General features: G+C 63.1%; 16 protein-coding genes. 14 read left to right on the top strand and 2 right to left on the bottom strand.

Annotated features, from left to right (window positions below; translation table 11 throughout):
- From AWB74_RS21720 to ltaE, 13 genes are all read left to right on the top strand, one after another.
- Nucleotides 1-861 carry an ABC transporter ATP-binding protein gene (locus AWB74_RS21720; RefSeq protein ID WP_407642456.1) on the top strand — a complete coding sequence of 287 codons (861 nt, stop codon included), beginning with the start codon at nt 1-3 and terminating at the stop codon, nt 859-861.
- On the top strand, nt 858-1616 hold the full coding sequence (locus AWB74_RS21715) for an ABC transporter ATP-binding protein (protein ID WP_061148800.1): 759 nt from the start codon (nt 858-860) through the stop codon (nt 1614-1616). The genes AWB74_RS21720 and AWB74_RS21715 overlap by 4 nt, the downstream gene beginning before the upstream one ends.
- Before the next feature lie 276 nt (nt 1617-1892).
- A complete protein-coding gene (locus tag AWB74_RS21710; RefSeq protein WP_061148799.1) occupies nt 1893-2285 on the top strand; it encodes a DnaJ family domain-containing protein in 393 nt (130 codons plus the stop codon).
- Between the two features lie 5 nt (nt 2286-2290).
- Nucleotides 2291-2890, top strand: coding sequence for a tRNA adenosine(34) deaminase TadA (tadA, locus tag AWB74_RS21705; protein WP_061148798.1), 600 nt, complete (start codon nt 2291-2293; stop codon nt 2888-2890).
- Complete coding sequence (ldcA, locus tag AWB74_RS21700) at nt 2884-3807, top strand: muramoyltetrapeptide carboxypeptidase (protein WP_200822012.1); 924 nt, start codon at nt 2884-2886, stop codon at nt 3805-3807. The genes tadA and ldcA overlap by 7 nt, the downstream gene beginning before the upstream one ends.
- A 295-nt stretch (nt 3808-4102) precedes the next feature.
- The gene (locus AWB74_RS21695) at nt 4103-4849 is read left to right on the top strand and encodes a GntR family transcriptional regulator (RefSeq protein WP_061148796.1); all 747 of its coding nucleotides are present in this window, start codon (nt 4103-4105) and stop codon (nt 4847-4849) included.
- Between the two features lie 352 nt (nt 4850-5201).
- A complete protein-coding gene (locus AWB74_RS21690) occupies nt 5202-6695 on the top strand; it encodes an NCS1 family nucleobase:cation symporter-1 (RefSeq protein WP_061148886.1) in 1494 nt (497 codons plus the stop codon).
- 28 nt (nt 6696-6723) lie between these two features.
- The gene (locus AWB74_RS21685; RefSeq protein ID WP_061148795.1) at nt 6724-7458 is read left to right on the top strand and encodes an aspartate/glutamate racemase family protein; all 735 of its coding nucleotides are present in this window, start codon (nt 6724-6726) and stop codon (nt 7456-7458) included.
- 126 nt (nt 7459-7584) lie between these two features.
- Nucleotides 7585-8535 carry an allantoinase PuuE gene (gene puuE, locus AWB74_RS21680; protein ID WP_061148794.1) on the top strand — a complete coding sequence of 317 codons (951 nt, stop codon included), beginning with the start codon at nt 7585-7587 and terminating at the stop codon, nt 8533-8535.
- Nucleotides 8532-9053, top strand: coding sequence for a 2-oxo-4-hydroxy-4-carboxy-5-ureidoimidazoline decarboxylase (uraD, locus tag AWB74_RS21675; protein ID WP_061148793.1), 522 nt, complete (start codon nt 8532-8534; stop codon nt 9051-9053). The genes puuE and uraD overlap by 4 nt, the downstream gene beginning before the upstream one ends.
- Before the next feature lie 33 nt (nt 9054-9086).
- Nucleotides 9087-10097 (top strand): allantoicase, encoded by a 1011-nt coding sequence (gene alc, locus AWB74_RS21670; protein WP_061148792.1) that lies wholly within the window; start codon nt 9087-9089, stop codon nt 10095-10097.
- Nucleotides 10097-10600, top strand: a complete 504-nt coding sequence (locus tag AWB74_RS21665; protein ID WP_061148791.1) for an ureidoglycolate lyase — start codon at nt 10097-10099, stop codon at nt 10598-10600. Before alc ends, AWB74_RS21665 begins: the two co-directional genes overlap by 1 nt.
- 138 nt (nt 10601-10738) lie before the next feature.
- Nucleotides 10739-11743 carry a low-specificity L-threonine aldolase gene (gene ltaE / locus AWB74_RS21660; protein WP_061148790.1) on the top strand — a complete coding sequence of 335 codons (1005 nt, stop codon included), beginning with the start codon at nt 10739-10741 and terminating at the stop codon, nt 11741-11743.
- 57 nt (nt 11744-11800) lie between these two features.
- On the opposite strand, the gene AWB74_RS21655 is transcribed toward ltaE, so the two are convergent.
- Together AWB74_RS21655 and uraH are read right to left on the bottom strand one after the other, a co-directional pair.
- Nucleotides 11801-12994 (bottom strand): urate hydroxylase PuuD, encoded by a 1194-nt coding sequence (locus AWB74_RS21655; RefSeq protein ID WP_061148789.1) that lies wholly within the window; start codon nt 12992-12994, stop codon nt 11801-11803.
- 63 nt (nt 12995-13057) lie between these two features.
- A complete protein-coding gene (gene uraH, locus AWB74_RS21650) occupies nt 13058-13411 on the bottom strand; it encodes a hydroxyisourate hydrolase (RefSeq protein WP_061148788.1) in 354 nt (117 codons plus the stop codon).
- Nucleotides 13412-13884: 473 nt separating this feature from the next.
- On the opposite strand from uraH, the gene AWB74_RS21645 reads away from it, so the two are divergent.
- The gene (locus AWB74_RS21645) at nt 13885-15243 is read left to right on the top strand and encodes an 8-oxoguanine deaminase (RefSeq protein ID WP_061148787.1); all 1359 of its coding nucleotides are present in this window, start codon (nt 13885-13887) and stop codon (nt 15241-15243) included.
- Nucleotides 15244-15731 lie beyond the last annotated feature (488 nt).

Below are 15731 nucleotides of genomic sequence, written 5' to 3'. Positions count from 1 at the left end.
ATGTCGACGCCGCTCGCGGAAATCGACGGGCTGAACGTGGCTTTCGCCGGTCACGACGGCGTGCTCATGCCGGCCGTGCGCGGCGTATCGCTGACGGTGGGGCCGGGCGAGCGGCTCGGTATCGTCGGGGAATCGGGCTCGGGGAAATCGTTGACGGGCCGCGCGCTGCTCGGGCTCTTGCCGTCCGAAGCGAAATGGTCGGCGAAGGCGTTGCGCCTCGAAGGACAAGACTTGCTCGCGATGCGCCCGAAGGAGCGCCGCCGCCTGTGCGGCACGCGCATGAGCATGATCCTGCAAGATCCGAAATACTCGCTCAACCCTGTGATGACCGTCGCGCAGCAGATGCGCGAGACGTTCGTGCGGCAGGGCGCGAAGGAAAGCCGACGTGCGTTGCGTGAGCGCATCGTGGCGGCGTTGGAGGCCGTGCATATCCGCGATCCGCAGCGTGTCGCGGACGCCTATCCGCACGAGCTGTCGGGCGGCATGGGCCAGCGCGTGATGATCTCGATGATGGTATCGGCCGGCCCGCGCCTCCTGATTGCCGACGAACCCACGAGCGCGCTCGATGTCCTCGTGTCGATGCAGGTGCTCGCCGTGCTCGACGAGATGATCGAACGCCACGGCACCGGGCTCGTGTTTATCAGCCACGATCTGCCGCTCGTGATGTCGTTCTGCGACCGCGTCGCTGTGATGTACGGCGGACGCATCGTCGAGACGTGCGCCGCGCGCGATCTCGCGCACGCGACGCATCCGTACACGCGCGGGCTACTGGAAGCGAACCCGCCGCTCGACCATCCGCCCGACGAACTGCCGACCTTGCGCCGCGATCCCGCATGGCTCAACGAATTCTGCGAACGATGATCGATCTCGAACACGCGCATATCCGCTTCAAAACGAAGACCGGCCACGTCGATGCCGTTCGCGATGTTTCCTTGCGCGTGGAGGATGGCGAGGTGTTCGGTCTCGTCGGCGAATCGGGCAGCGGCAAGTCGACGGTGCTGCGCGCGCTCGCCGGGCTCACATCGCTGAACGGCGGCAGCATTCGCATCGGCACGCAGCGCGGCAGGCACGACGTGCAGATGGTGTTTCAGGACCCGTACGGCGCGCTGCATCCGCGCTTCACGGTCGACAGGACGTTGCGCGAGCCGCTCGCGATCAACGGCATCGGCGATCAGGACGCGCGCATTCTCGCGGCGCTCGCCGAAGTCGGGCTGGGTCCGGCGTTCCGCTTTCGCTATCCGCATCAGTTGTCGGGCGGGCAGCGCCAGCGCGTGTCGATCGCGCGCGCGTTGATCGTCGAGCCGCGCGTGCTGTTGCTCGACGAGCCGACTTCCGCGCTCGACGTTTCCGTGCAGGCGGAAATCCTGAACTTGCTGCGGCGGCTGCATCGCGAGCGCGGGCTGACGATGATTCTCGTGAGCCACAATCTCGCGGTAATTGGTTTTCTCTGTCAGCGCGTCGCGGTCATGCGCAACGGGGAAATCGTCGAGCAACTGGGCGTGGACGCGGTGCGCTCGCGCGATGTCGCGCACGAGTACACGCGGCGGCTTTTACTTGCGACGCAAGGCTATACGCGCGGCGGCGGAAAGCTCCCGCAGAGCGAAACGGGCGCGTAGTCATCGTACAAGCACACTTGTTGTCGCGCCGTCAACGAATGTTGCGCAAACGACGCATAAGCACGCCGATAAGCCCGGTATACGGCGATGCGCCGCGAACGCGCGTGCATGCGGCGAAATCGTCTCGTTAGGCGCTGATAGAATAGCCGTTGGATTGTCGAGACGTGCCGAACAACGCGTGAGCGTGAGTTTCCGGCTGCCTTCCGACTTCGAGCTAACCGACGGAAATCGTGACAGACCGCGCCTTTTGCAGATGAAAGCCGGTCGTAATCCCCGATGAAATTGCTAGATGCTTTGGTCGAACAGCGGATCCATGAAGCCGCTGCGCGTGGCGAGTTCAACGACTTGCCGGGCGCGGGCGCTCCGCTCCAGTTCGACGACGACGTCCTCGTCCCCGAGGAAGTGCGTGTCGCCAATCGAATTCTCAAGAATGCGGGCTTCGTCCCGCCCGCCGTCGAACAACTGCGCGCACTGCGCGGTCTTCAGGAAGAGTTCGACCGCGTGACGGACCCCGGCGCCCGCTGCCAGTTGCAAGCCAGAATGCTCGCGCTCGACATGGCGCTCGAATCGCTGCGCGGCGGCGGTTGCGTGCCGCACGAGTACCGCCGGCGCATCGCAGAGCGGCTCTCCGAGCGCGCGCAGTCCCGCGTCGCGCTGGAAGCGAAGTGATCGGGATGCCGCCCGGCGCTTCGCCCGACACGCTTCCCATCGCCGATTCCGCAAGCGAGCGCGACCGCCGTTTCATGGCGCTCGCGCAAAAATCCGCCGACGAAGCGCGCCGCGTGGGCGAGGTGCCCGTGGGCGCAGTGATCGTGCTCGGCGATGAAATCATCGCGACGGGCTTCAATCATCCGATCCGCGGGCACGATCCGTCCGCGCATGCCGAAATGGCCGCGCTTCGCGCCGCCGCTCAGAAACTCGAAAATTACCGTTTGCCCGGCTGCGAGCTGTTTGTGACGCTGGAACCGTGCGTGATGTGCGCGGGCGCGATCATGCACGCGCGCATTTCGCGCGTCGTCTACGGCGCGGCGGACCCGAAGACGGGTGCGTGCGGTAGTGTCGTCGACATGTTTGCGAACGGGCAGCTCAATCATCACACGACGGTGACAGGCGGCGTGCTCGCCGACGAATGCGGGCACGCGCTCAAGAATTTCTTCGCCGAGCGCCGCCGGCTCGCGCGTGAAGAGCGCGACGCGCGCCGTGCGCGCGAATCCGGGCTGGGCACCGCCGCCGATTCCTCCGATCCGACAACGAATCCAACGACAACATCGTGAAATCACGCACCATCGACCTCGTCGCGCCTTCTGGCTATCCGCACGATCCGGCGGCTGTGGAGCGCGGCCTTGGGCGATTGCGCCGGGAAGGGCATCGCCTGGAAAACGTCGACGCGACGCGACGGCGCTTTCAGCGCTTCGGCGGCACCGACGCCGAGCGCGCGGCCGATCTCAACCGCCTCGCCGATACGTCGCAGCCGTTGCCTGACATCGTACTTGCCGTGCGCGGCGGCTATGGCGCGTCGCGCATCCTGCACGGTCTGGACTATCTGGGCCTGCGCAGGCTTGCCGATCAACCGGTGGCGATCGTGGGCCACAGCGACTTCACGGCGATCCAGTGCGCGCTCTACGCACACGCGGGCGTGAAAAGCTTTGGCGGACCGATGCTGGCAGGCGATTTCGGCGCGGAAGAGGTCAGTGCCTTCACGATGCGGCACTTCTGGACCGCGATTTCCCATTCGAGCTTCACGGTGACGAACAACACGCCGCAGCGTCAGACCGTCGACGTCACCGGCATGCTGTGGGGCGGCAACCTCGCGATTCTGGCGTCGCTCGTCGGCACGCCTTATCTGCCGCCGGTCGAGGGCGGCATCCTCTATATCGAGGATGTGAACGAGCATCCGTTTCGAATCGAGCGGATGATTTATCAGCTGCATCTGTCGGGCGTGCTCGGGCGCCAGCAGGCGATCGTGATGGGCGAGTTTTCCGGCGGGCGGCTTTCGGACTATGACAACGGCTACTCGCTCGACACGATGATCGAGCAGATCCGCTCCGTGATCGGCATTCCGGTCGTGACGGGCTTGCAGTTCGGGCACGTCGAAAATTTGCTGACGCTGCCTTTCGGCGCAACGGCGCACCTCGTGGCGACGGAACGCGGGTTCACGTTGAAGCTCTCCGACTATCCCCATCTCGCGTGACGCACACGGAAAGGCGCTCCATCGAGCGCCTTAATTTGACTCTTTGTACGCAACTAACCGTCTTTAATCAACGGGTCCTTGCCTTACCGACTCGCCCGATCAGCGATCGAAATTGTCGACAAAAAGTGCAGGCAATGCTGACAAAAATAGAGGATATTGGCGCAGAGCCTTGTCAATACTGAAGTTGAGGCCGGCGCCACACCGCCGAGAAAACCGAAAATCGCCGATTTCGAAAATGAATTGTTGACAATCTTTATGTCGATTCTAAGATGCTTAACATGCAAGCGAGCACATCATGTCCGACACCAAACGTAGTGCTGCATCGAATGCTTCAGAATCCGCTCCGAACGGCGCGAACGCCGAGTCGATCGCCGAGAACATCCGCGCCGCGATCCTCGAGCATCGCCTGGCGCCGGGCGCAAAGCTGACCGAAGCGCAATTGTGTGAGGTGTTCGCCGTGAAGCGCGGCACCGTCCGCCAGGCGCTCGCGCAACTGTCGAACGAACGGCTCGTCGATCTGGAGCCGAACCGCGGTGCGTTCGTCGCGAGCCCGTCGCTGCAGGAAGTGCATGAAGTGTTCGAGATGCGCCGCATCATCGAACTGGCGGTGGTGGAGCGGATCGCACAAGGCCACGGCATGCGCCGGCTGAAGTCGATCAGCTCGACGATCGGAAAAGAACGCCGCGCATTCGAGAGCCAGGATTTTTCATCGTGGATCCGGCTCTCCGGCGAGTTCCACACCGAACTCGCGTCGCTCACGGGCAACACGGTGCTGTGCGAATGCCTGTCGGGACTCGTCGCACGTTCGACGCTGATTTCGGCGCTGTACGAATCGCTCGGCAAAAGCTCGTGCTCGTTCGAGGATCACGAACAGATTCTCGCCGCGCTCGATGCCGGCGATGCCGCGCAAGCCACCGATCTGATGGCGCAGCACCTGCGCGATGTCGAGTTGAAAATGCTCGAGCGGCCGGCGCGTGGCGCGGTCGATCTGAAGGAAGTATTCGCACGACCGCCGGAGCGCGAAAGAGCGCTCGACGCATAGCAGCAGCGACAAGGCAGAGCGAAGACTCTGCCATCGGCTGAATCAAGCAGGACTAAATAATTGGAGACCGTGCCCCGCGCGCCGCGCCGGGCGCGTGGAGAGTCGCACGCCCAAAAATCCGCGGCGTGCGCTGCATCGAACAGGACGCTCGACCGAGCGTGAAATGAAATCCGTCGCAGGGCGGGCGTGCCGGGCAGAAGCCTTGTGCGCTCTCAGCCTCACGCCCGAAGGCGAAAACGCAAATCCGAAGAATGCCGCGCTGATTCGATACATCGGCGAAGGCATCGAAGGACTCGCTCGTCACTCGAGCAATTGCAGTTTTTTCATTACGCAAGCCTATGAAGGAGACGTCATGGCCCAGTTCAGTGCATCCGGCAGTTCAGCCCTGCCGCAATATCAAGAGCAGACAGAGGGGCACGATCCCAGTCTGCCCGCCGGTTACAGCGATCGCCTCTACAACGAGGATCTTGCCCCGCTCAAGAATCAAACCTGGGGCGCCTACAACATCTTCGCGTTCTGGATGTCCGACGTTCACAGCGTCGGCGGCTACGTGTTCGCGGGCAGCCTGTTCGCGCTCGGCCTGACGAGCTGGCAAGTGCTCGTGTCGCTGTTGATCGGCATTGGGCTCGTGAACTTGTTGTGCAACATGATTGCCAAGCCGAGCCAGGTGGCGGGCGTGCCGTATCCCGTCGCGTGCCGCGCCACGTTCGGCGTGCTCGGCGCGAATATTCCCGCGGTGATTCGCGGGCTCATCGCGGTGGCGTGGTACGGCATCCAGACGTATCTGGCGTCGAGTGCCCTCGTCATCGTCGTGCTGAAGTTCGTGCCGTCGCTGATGCCTTATGCCGACGTGCACAAATACGGTTTCGTCGGACTCTCGGCTATCGGCTGGGCGGGCTTCATGCTGCTCTGGGTGCTGCAGGCCGTCGTGTTCTGGCGCGGCATGGAGATGATCAAGAAGTTCATCGACTTCGCCGGTCCCGCCGTCTATGTCGTGATGTTCATTCTCGCCGGCTATATGGTGTGGCGCGCGGGCATCAAGAACATCGGCCTGAATCTCGGCGGCGTGAAGTATCACGGCATGGAAGTGATTCCCGTGATGATCACCGCGGTCTCGCTCGTCGTGTCGTATTTCTCCGGTCCGATGCTGAACTTCGGTGACTTCTCGCGCTACGGCAAGAGCTTTCGCAGCGTCAAGCGTGGCAATTTCTGGGGGCTGCCGGTCAACTTCCTGGCGTTCTCGCTCGTGACCGTCATCACGACTGCCGCGACGCTGCCGGTGTTCGGTCAACTGATCACCGATCCGGTGGAAACGGTCGGCCGCATCGATCATCCGTCTGCCGTGATTCTCGGCGCGCTTACGTTCACGATTGCGACCATCGGCATCAATATCGTTGCGAACTTCGTGTCGCCGGCCTTCGACTTCTCGAACGTCGCGCCGAAGCTCATCAGCTGGCGCATGGGCGGGATGATGGCGGCAGTCGCGTCGATCTTCATCACGCCGTGGAATCTGTTCAACAACCCGGCTGTGATCCACTACACGCTCGATATTCTCGGCAGCTTCATCGGACCGTTGTACGGCGTGCTGATCCTCGACTTCTATCTCGTGAAGCGCGGCAAGCTGTCCGTCGACGATCTCTACACGACGTCGGAAACAGGCAAATACTGGTACACGAAGGGCGTGAACCGCCGTGCGGTGATGGCGCTCGTGCCGGCCGCCGTGCTCGCGACGCTCTGCGTGATGGTGCCGTCGCTGGAAGGCGCTGCGAACTTCTCGTGGTTCATCGGTGCGGGGCTGGGCGCGGTGTTCTATTACTTGCTGGCTGGTCGCAAGCGCGCCGTTTGAAGTCGATGGTCGAATTCTGGAGAAAGCAATGCGCATCAAACTGATCAATCCCAACACGACGCAGCGCATGACCGATGCGATGGGCCGCTGCGCGCGGGAAGTCGCCGCGCCCGGCACGGAGATCGTCGCGGTGAGCCCGACGATGGGCCCGCCGTCCATCGAAGGCTATTACGACGAGGCGATCGCGTCGCTCGGCCTGCTGGCGGAAGTGGAAGCCGGCGAAAAGCAGGGCTTCGACGGCTACGTGATCGCGTGCTTCGGCGATCCGGCCCTCTACGCCGCCCGCGAACTGGCGCGCGGCCCCGTGATCGGCATCGCGGAAGCGGCGATGCATGCGGCAAGCGTCATCGCGCCGGGGTTTTCGGTCGTGACGACCTTGCAGCGCACCTGCGGCATGGCGTGGCATCTGGCGGAGCGCTACGGCATGACGCGCTTTTGCAAGAACGTCCGTGCGACGGATGTCGCCGTGCTGGAGCTGGACGAACCGGGCTCGTCGGCACGCCGCACGATCATCGACGAATGCCGGCGCGCGCTCGACGAGGACGGCTCGGACGCGATCGTGCTCGGCTGCGCGGGCATGGCGGAGTTCTGCCGCGAAGTCGAGGACGCGATCGGCGCGCCGGTGGTGGAGGGCGTGACGGCGGCGGTGAAATGGGCGGAGGCGCTCATCGCGCTCAGGCTGCACACGGCGAAACGCGGCGACTTTGCGCGTCCGCTGGTGAAACGGTACGACGGCGTGCTGTCGGATTTCAGTCCGCGCTGATGGTGTTTTCGGCGAGGTACATACACCTGACGTGACCCGCATTATCTGCCCTGATGTATGGGCGCGTCAGGGCCTTTTCGCTACACTGAATCGTCGACAATCCGTCCCAACCCGTCCTTCCAAGCCATGTCACTCGATCCGAACTATCCACGCGACCTGATCGGCTACGGCCGCCACCCCGTGCAGGCGAACTGGCCGGGACGCGCACGCGTCGCCGTGCAATTCGTGCTCAATTACGAAGAAGGCGGCGAGAACTGCGTGCTGCACGGCGATCCGGGCTCGGAGCAGTTTTTGTCGGAGATCGTCGGCGCGGCGTCGTATCCGTCGCGTCACATGAGCATGGAGTCGATCTACGAATACGGCTCGCGCGCGGGCGTGTGGCGCATCCTGCGCGAATTCGAAAAGCGCGGGCTGCCGCTGACGGTGTTTGGCGTCGGCATGGCGATCGAGCGTCATCCGGACGTGGCGAAGGCGTTCATCGAGTTGGGGCACGAGATCGCGTGTCACGGCTATCGCTGGATTCACTATCAGGACATGTCGCCGGAGCGCGAAGCCGAGCACATGCGCCTTGGCATGGAAGCGATCGAGCGCGTGACGGGCGTGCGTCCGCTCGGCTGGTACACGGGCCGCGATAGTCCGAACACGCATCGGCTGGTCGCGGAATACGGCGGCATTCTCTACGACTCGGACAATTACGGCGACGATCTGCCGTTCTGGACCGAAGTCGAAGTGACGGGCGGCGAGAAGAAGCCGCATCTGATCGTGCCGTACACGCTCGACACCAACGACATGCGCTTCGCGACGCCGCAAGGCTTCAATACGGGCGAGCACTTCTTCACTTACTTGCGCGATGCCTTCGACGTGCTCTACGAAGAGGGCGACGAAGCGCCGAAGATGCTGTCCATCGGCATGCACTGCCGCCTGCTTGGACGGCCCGGACGATTCCGCGGGCTGCAGAAGTTCCTGGATCACATCGAGAAGCACGATCGCGTGTGGGTGACGCGGCGTATCGACATCGCGCGTCACTGGCGCGAGCAACATCCTTTCGAAAAAGCTAACAACGGGACGGCGGCATGAAGGCGATGCAATACACACTCGACCAACTCAACTCCATGCCCGTCGACACGTTCGTGACGGTGCTCGCGGGCATCTTCGAACATTCGCCATGGGTGCCGGAAGCTGCGGCGCAACAACGTCCGTTCAGCGACATCGACACGCTGCACACGACGATGTCGCAGATCGTCGAAAAAGCCGGCGATGAAAAGCAGCTCGCGCTCATCAACGCTCACCCGGAACTCGCGGGCAAGGCGGCGGTGCGCGGCGAACTGACGGCCGAATCGACGCGCGAGCAGAGCGGCGCGGGCCTCGGTCTCTGCACGCAGGAAGAGTTCGACAGGCTGCAAGCGCTGAACCGCGCGTATCGCGACAAGTTCGGCTTTCCGTTCATTCTTGCCGTGCGCGGTTACGACCGCCACGGCATCATCGCGAACTTCGAAAAGCGCGTGAATCACGATCGCGCCGAAGAGCTTCGCACGAGTCTCGATCAGATTTACCGGATCGCGCGCTTCAGGTTGAACGACCTGATTCACGCTTGATCCGCTTTCAACGTAAGGATAAGGACGAAGACAATGGCAATTCCGACACTCGATCCCAACGCGCCTGAATTCACGCGCCGCTATGTGAACCTCGCGGACCCGCGTCTGGGCGCGCAGGCACTCGAGGCGAGCGACGATTTCTTCGCGCCGAAAGAACGCATGCTGAATCCCGAGCCGGCAGTGTTCATTCCCGGCAAGTTCGACGATCACGGCAAGTGGATGGACGGCTGGGAAACGCGCCGCAAGCGCACGACGGGCTACGACTGGTGTGTCGTCAAGCTGGCGCGGCCGGGCGTGATCAAGGGCATCGATGTCGACACGAGTCATTTCACCGGTAACTTCCCGCCGGCGGCGTCGATCGAAGGTGCGCATGTCGTCGAAGGCGCACCGAATCAGTCGACGCAATGGACCGAGATCGTCCCGTCGACGACGCTGCAGGGCAATAGCCATCACTATCTCGACGTCGACGCCGCACAGCCGTTCACGCATCTGCGCGTGAATGTCTATCCGGATGGCGGCATCGCGCGTCTGCGTGTGTATGGCCAGCCGCAGCTCGACTGGAGCAACGCGGACAAGAACACGCTCGTCGATCTCGGCGCGATGGAAAACGGCGCGTACCTCGTCGGCACGAACAACCAGCACTTCGGTCTCGCATCGACGCTGCTCATGCCGGGCCGCGGCGTGAACATGGGCGACGGCTGGGAAACACGCCGTCGCCGCGAGCCGGGCAACGACTGGTGCATCGTCGCGCTGGCGCAGCCGGGCATCATCAAGAAGGTCGAAGTGGATACCGCGCACTTCAAGGGCAACTATCCGGACCGCTGCTCGCTGCAGGCGGCGTATGTCAAGGGCGGCACCGACAGCTCGCTCGTCACGCAGGCCATGTTCTGGCCCGTGCTGCTCGGCGAGCAGAAGCTGCAGATGGACAAGCAGCATTTCTTCGAGTCGGAGCTCGCGGCCCTCGGCCCCGTGACGCACGTGCGCTTCAATATTTATCCCGACGGCGGCGTGTCGCGTCTTCGTCTCTTCGGCACCCTTGCATAATGAAAAAGCTCGCTATCGAACCGTTGACGCGCGCTGCGTTCGAGCCTTATGGCGATGTCATCGAACTCGATGGCGCGAAGCAGATTCCGATCAACCTTGGCACGACGATCCGCTTTCACGATTTGTGCGACGTCGACGTGGAAGAGCAGGGCGGTCATACGCTCGTGAATCTCTTTCGCGGGCAGCCGCGCACGCTGCCGTTCGAATGCCGGATGATGGAGCGGCATCCGCTCGGCAGCCAGGCGTTCGTGCCGCTCGACGACCGCCCGTATCTCGTGGTCGTCGCGCCCCCGGGCGATCTCGATGAATCGAAGATCCGCGCGTTCGTCACGAGCGGCTGGCAGGGCGTGAACTACGCGAGAGGCGTCTGGCATCATCCGCTGCTCGCGCTCGGCAAGGTGAGCGATTTCATCGTCGTCGATCGTGGCGGCGGCGAAGGGCACAACCTCAACGAGCAGGATCTGAAGGAATCGCTCTGGCTGACCGAGGACGCGATGCGCTGATCCTTGCGGGGCTCGGCGTGGTTTCATCGAAGGACCGGTGACGTTACCGGTCCTTTTTCTTTGTCGCTCAACGTCAAAAACCCGGAGCCGCTAAGATAGACGCCTCATTCCGATGCGCACACGAAGAGGCACGCACGCATGATCGATCTACGCAGCGATACCGTCACCCGTCCTGGCCAATCGATGCTCGCCGCGATGTCGGCAGCTCAAGTCGGCGACGACGTCTGGGGCGACGATCCCACCGTCCTCGAACTTCAGGCCAGGCTCGCCGAGCGCACGGGCAAGGAAGCCGGTCTATTCTTCCCGAGCGGCACGCAAAGCAATCTCGCGGCGCTGATGGCGCATTGCGCACGTGGCGATGAATACATCGTCGGGCAATCCGCGCACACGTACAAATACGAAGGCGGCGGCGCGGCGGTGCTCGGCAGCATCCAGCCGCAGCCGATCGAAAACGCGCCCGATGGATCGCTGCCGCTCGACAAGATCGCCGCCGCGATCAAGCCGATCGACAACCACTTCGCACGCTCGAAGCTGCTGGCGCTGGAAAACACCATCGGCGGAAAAGTGCTGCCGGCCGAGTATGTCGCGAAGGCGACGCAGCTCGCGCGCGATCGCGGCCTGTCGACGCATCTCGACGGTGCGCGCGTGTTCAATGCGGCGGTGGCGTCGGACAAGCCGGTCCGCGAACTCTGTGCGCCGTTCGATACCGTGTCGATCTGCTTTTCGAAAGGGCTGGGCGCGCCGGTGGGTTCGGTGCTGGTCGGCCCGAAAGCGTTGATCGACGTCGCGAGCCGATGGCGCAAGGTGCTGGGCGGCGGCATGCGTCAGTCCGGCTTGCTTGCCGCGGCGTGTCTGTATGCGCTGGATCATCACGTCGATGGCCTCGCGCAGGATCACGCGAACGCCGCGCATCTCGCGGCTGGTCTCGCGCAAATAGAGCAGATCAGGATCGACTCGCACGCGACGAACATGGTCTTCGCGCACATTCCCGACGCGTATTGCGCGCCGCTCGAAGCCTATTTGAAAGAGCGCGGCATTCTCACGCAGATGCTGTACGCGTCGCGCTTCGTCACGCATCGCGATGTGTCGCGTGAAGATATCGACACGGTGATCCGCGCAGTCAAGGACTATTTCGCGCGCTGAACAAAAAAGCCCCGCTTCGGTTGACAGCCGAAGCGGGGCTTTCTTCCCAACCCGTCTTTATTCCACCGCGCCGCCCGCGAACCACGCGGCCACTTTCTGGCGCTCGGCATCCGTCATTTGCGTCACATTGCCGAGAGGCATCGCCTTCAGCGTCACGGCCTGCTGATGCACGCGTTGCGCGTTCAGTTTGATTTCGGCGGGCGTATCAAGCAGCACGCCAGCGGGCGCGCTGCCCATCATCGTCGGATGCGCGGAATGGCAGGTCGCGCAACGCTGCTGGATGATCGGCTGGATGTCGGCGACCTTGATCGTCGGCGCGCCAGCGGCTTGCGCGACCGGCACCGTGGGCGCGGGCATCGTCCATGCGAACGCGCCGAGCACCAGCACGAGACCGGCAACCGGCATGTACCACAGGACCTGGCCTCGATGGCGCATCACGAAGAACTGGCGAATGAGCGCGCCCGCCAGCATGATGAGCACGAGCAGCACCCAGTTGAACTTGTGCGTGTAGGTCATCGCGTAGTGATTCGACAGCATCGCGAACACGACCGGCAGCGTGAAATACGTGTTGTGCACCGAGCGCTGCTTGCCGCGCTTGCCGTAGATCGGGTTCGGCGTCTCGCCCTTGAGCATTGCCGCGACCATCTTGCGCTGTCCCGGAATGATGACGAAGAACACGTTCGCCGACATGATCGTCGCGATCATGGCGCCGGTGATCAGATAGGCGGCGCGGCCGGCGAACACATGGCAAGCGATCCACGCGGCAATCAGCACGTAGATGCCCACGCAGATGCCGAGCAGCTTGTCGTTGGTGCCGAGCAGGCGGCACAGCGAGTCATAGACGATCCAGCCGGCCATCAGAAAGCCGAGCGCGGCGGAGACGGCGACGACCGGTCCCATGTCGAGCACGCTCTTGTCGATCAGGTACGTGCTCGGCGACATCAGATACAGCACGAAGAAGAGGCCGAAGCCCGACATCCACGTGGTGTACGACGGCCAGAACGACCAGTGCAGATGCTCCGGCATGTCCGACGGCGCGACCGAATACTTCTGCATGTGATAAAAGCCGCCGCCGTGGACGTGCCAGAAATCGCCGAACACGCCGCGTCGGCGCGCGTTCGGGTCCGTGGGCGGTTTCAAACTGTTGTCGAGCGCGACGAAGTAGAACGATTCGCCGATCCACGCGATCGCGACGATGACGTGCAGACAGCGCAATACGAGATTGAGCCAGTCGGTGACAAAGCCTTCCATGTACTCCTCCACTACCGATTCGTTATGTGCTTGTGGGGTTCAAGCCGTGTTTTGACTTTCGCTTCAGCTTCCGCGATAGGTGCTGTACGCCCAGGGCGACACGAGCAGCGGCACGTGATAGTGCGCGCCCGAATCCGCGATGCCGAAGCGCAGCGCCACGCGATCGACGAAGCGCGGTTCCGGCACTTTCACGCCGAGCGTCGCGAAGTAATCGCCTGCATGGAACACGAGTTCGTATTCGCCGGTTTCGAACTCGGCGCCTTCGAGCAGCGGCGCATCGGCGCGGCCGTCGTCGTTCGTGTGGATGGTCTTGATCGCGCGGCGGGCGTCGCCGTTGAGCGCGAACAACTCGACTTTGAGATGCGCGCCCGGGCGGCCGTGCGCGGTGTCGAGGACGTGGGTAGTGAGCTTGCCCATTCGCAGTTTCCTTGAGTTGTGCGAGATCCGGCGTTGCGCATCGATCCGAAATTCGGCACCGGGTTCATTCTGGTGCGTCTGCGGCGGATCGAGGCTCCACGTCAGTGGCTACATACCCGTCGGCGTTTTCAGATGCGCGCCGTGTACTGCATTGTAGAAATTTGAGACGCGCTGTGCGTCCGCGATAGGAAAGATAATGCCTGGCGCATGACAGCGGCGCGTAAGCCTTGGCAGACCGGCTCTGGCGCGCTTGTCGACGCCGTTTTCGCCGATGCTACGCGCGCCAAAAATCGCGAATATATTGCAGGCGTGAAGACGACTATGCCGGCAGTCTGATTGCGTCCCGTTTTTTGGCTGCGGACAGTGGCAATGCGCGCGATATCGATGGATATTGGCGGCGTCCCGAAGACGGCGGCCAACGCTGGGTAACCGGGGCTTCTTCTGGTTCCCAACGTTTCTGGAGAGAAAAGCCGATGCAACGCAGTCTTTTGGTCAAGAACGCCCACATGCTCGTCACGATGGACGAGCAGCGCCGCGAAATCGCCGATGGCGGCCTGTATATCGAAGGCAACCGCATCGTCGCGGCGGGCCCGACGCGCGAGCTCCCACCCACCGCCGACGATGTGCTCGACATGCGCGGCCATCTGGTGATTCCGGGCCTCGTCAATACGCACCATCACATGTATCAGAGCCTGACGCGCGCGATTCCCGCCGCGCAGAACGCCGAGCTGTTCGGCTGGCTCACGAATCTCTACAAAATCTGGGCGCATCTGACGCCGGAGATGATCGCCGTTTCGACCCAGACCGCGATGGCCGAACTGCTGCTGTCCGGCTGCACGACGTCGAGCGACCATCTGTATATCTATCCGAACGGCAGCCGGCTCGACGACAGCATCGCGGCGGCGCGCGAGATCGGCATGCGCTTTCACGCGGCGCGCGGCAGCATGAGCGTCGGGCAGAAGGATGGTGGCTTGCCGCCCGATTCGGTCGTCGAAAAAGAGGACGCGATTCTGAAGGACTCGCAGCGCCTCATCGAGACGTATCACGATGAAGGCCGCTACGCGATGTTGCGTGTGGTCGTGGCGCCGTGCTCGCCGTTTTCGGTGAGCCGCGAACTCATGCGCGACGCGGCGCTGCTCGCGCGTGAATATGGCGTGTCGCTGCACACGCATCTGGCCGAGAACGTGAACGATGTCGCGTACAGCCGCGAGAAATTCGGCATGACGCCCGCCGAATATGCTGAAGACCTCGGCTGGGTCGGCCATGACGTGTGGCACGCGCACTGTGTGCAGCTCGACAAGGCGGGCATCGAACTGTTCGCGCGCACAGGCACGGGCGTCGCGCATTGTCCGTGCTCCAACATGCGGCTCGCGTCGGGCATCGCGCCGATCCGTGCGATGCGTGACGCGGGTGTGCCGGTCGGCATTGGCGTAGATGGGTCGGCATCGAACGATGGGGCGCAGATGGTTGCAGAGGTGCGGCAGGCGCTGCTGTTACAGCGGGTCGGGTTCGGTCCGGATGCGATGACTGCCCGGGAGGCGCTCGAGATCGCAACGCTCGGCGGGGCGAAAGTGCTCAACCGCGATGATATTGGCGCGCTGGCGCCGGGCATGGCGGCGGATTTCGTGTCGTTCGATTTGTCGCAGCCGGCGTTTGCGGGGGCGCTGCACGATCCTGTGGCGGCGCTGGTGTTCTGCGCGCCGTCGCAGGTGTCGACCAGTGTGGTCGACGGGAAGATTGTGGTGAAGGAGGGCAGGTTGACTACGGTTGATCTTGGCGTGGTCGTTGAACGACATAACCGCTTCGCGCGGGAGTTGGTCGAGGCTTCTTGAGGGCTTTGATTCGGGAAACTTGCTTTCGTGTCGGTCTATTGGCACTGCCCCTCCCCGGGGCGGGGGTAACTTTCTTTGCTGCTGCAAAGAAAGTCACCAAAGAAAGCAGCTTTTCGACCCAGAGTGCCTCACGCCGGCCGCGGCACAGGCGATTGGCTGAATGGAACCCGGAGTAGCGAGTGTTCCCATTGTTGTGCCGGGCGTGGACCGCGCACGGTCTGACAGGCCATAACCTTGAGCGTGTTTGGTTCAGCACAAAATAGCTCCGGCACAGCGCTGCGCGCTGCCGAGGGGTATGCAAGGGAAACCAACGTACGGCGAATGCTGCGAGATCGAGCGGTCAGCAAAGAAGTGCGCGCAGACCCGCTTGACCGGTCGGCCGCGAAGCGGGCCGGAGCTTGCAAGGGCTGCGTGTATAGACCGGGGACATGGTTGACACTTTCGTCGGGGACATAGCTGACACATTCATCTTGGCGCATCGGGCTGGT

Source organism: Caballeronia arvi, from assembly GCF_001544695.2.
Classification (GTDB): domain Bacteria; phylum Pseudomonadota; class Gammaproteobacteria; order Burkholderiales; family Burkholderiaceae; genus Caballeronia; species Caballeronia arvi.
Note: the sequence above shows the minus strand (reverse complement) of the source record. Positions and strands in the feature narration are given on the sequence as shown.

Excerpts from the sequence above, each read along its gene's own strand:
- AWB74_RS21645 (WP_061148787.1), top strand. The coding sequence starts at position 13,885 with ATGCAACGCAGTCTTTTGGTCAAGAACGCCCACATGCTCGTCACGATG.
- uraD (WP_061148793.1), top strand. The coding sequence starts at position 8,532 with ATGAAGGCGATGCAATACACACTCGACCAACTCAACTCCATGCCCGTC.
- tadA (WP_061148798.1), top strand. The coding sequence starts at position 2,291 with ATGCCGCCCGGCGCTTCGCCCGACACGCTTCCCATCGCCGATTCCGCA.
- puuE (WP_061148794.1), top strand. The coding sequence starts at position 7,585 with ATGTCACTCGATCCGAACTATCCACGCGACCTGATCGGCTACGGCCGC.
- AWB74_RS21695 (WP_061148796.1), top strand. The coding sequence starts at position 4,103 with ATGTCCGACACCAAACGTAGTGCTGCATCGAATGCTTCAGAATCCGCT.
- AWB74_RS21665 (WP_061148791.1), top strand. The coding sequence starts at position 10,097 with ATGAAAAAGCTCGCTATCGAACCGTTGACGCGCGCTGCGTTCGAGCCT.
- uraH (WP_061148788.1), bottom strand. The coding sequence starts at position 13,411 with ATGGGCAAGCTCACTACCCACGTCCTCGACACCGCGCACGGCCGCCCG.
- ltaE (WP_061148790.1), top strand. The coding sequence starts at position 10,739 with ATGATCGATCTACGCAGCGATACCGTCACCCGTCCTGGCCAATCGATG.
- AWB74_RS21685 (WP_061148795.1), top strand. The coding sequence starts at position 6,724 with ATGCGCATCAAACTGATCAATCCCAACACGACGCAGCGCATGACCGAT.
- alc (WP_061148792.1), top strand. The coding sequence starts at position 9,087 with ATGGCAATTCCGACACTCGATCCCAACGCGCCTGAATTCACGCGCCGC.
- AWB74_RS21715 (WP_061148800.1), top strand. The coding sequence starts at position 858 with ATGATCGATCTCGAACACGCGCATATCCGCTTCAAAACGAAGACCGGC.
- AWB74_RS21720 (WP_407642456.1), top strand. The coding sequence starts at position 1 with ATGTCGACGCCGCTCGCGGAAATCGACGGGCTGAACGTGGCTTTCGCC.
- AWB74_RS21690 (WP_061148886.1), top strand. The coding sequence starts at position 5,202 with ATGGCCCAGTTCAGTGCATCCGGCAGTTCAGCCCTGCCGCAATATCAA.
- AWB74_RS21655 (WP_061148789.1), bottom strand. The coding sequence starts at position 12,994 with ATGGAAGGCTTTGTCACCGACTGGCTCAATCTCGTATTGCGCTGTCTG.
- AWB74_RS21710 (WP_061148799.1), top strand. The coding sequence starts at position 1,893 with ATGAAATTGCTAGATGCTTTGGTCGAACAGCGGATCCATGAAGCCGCT.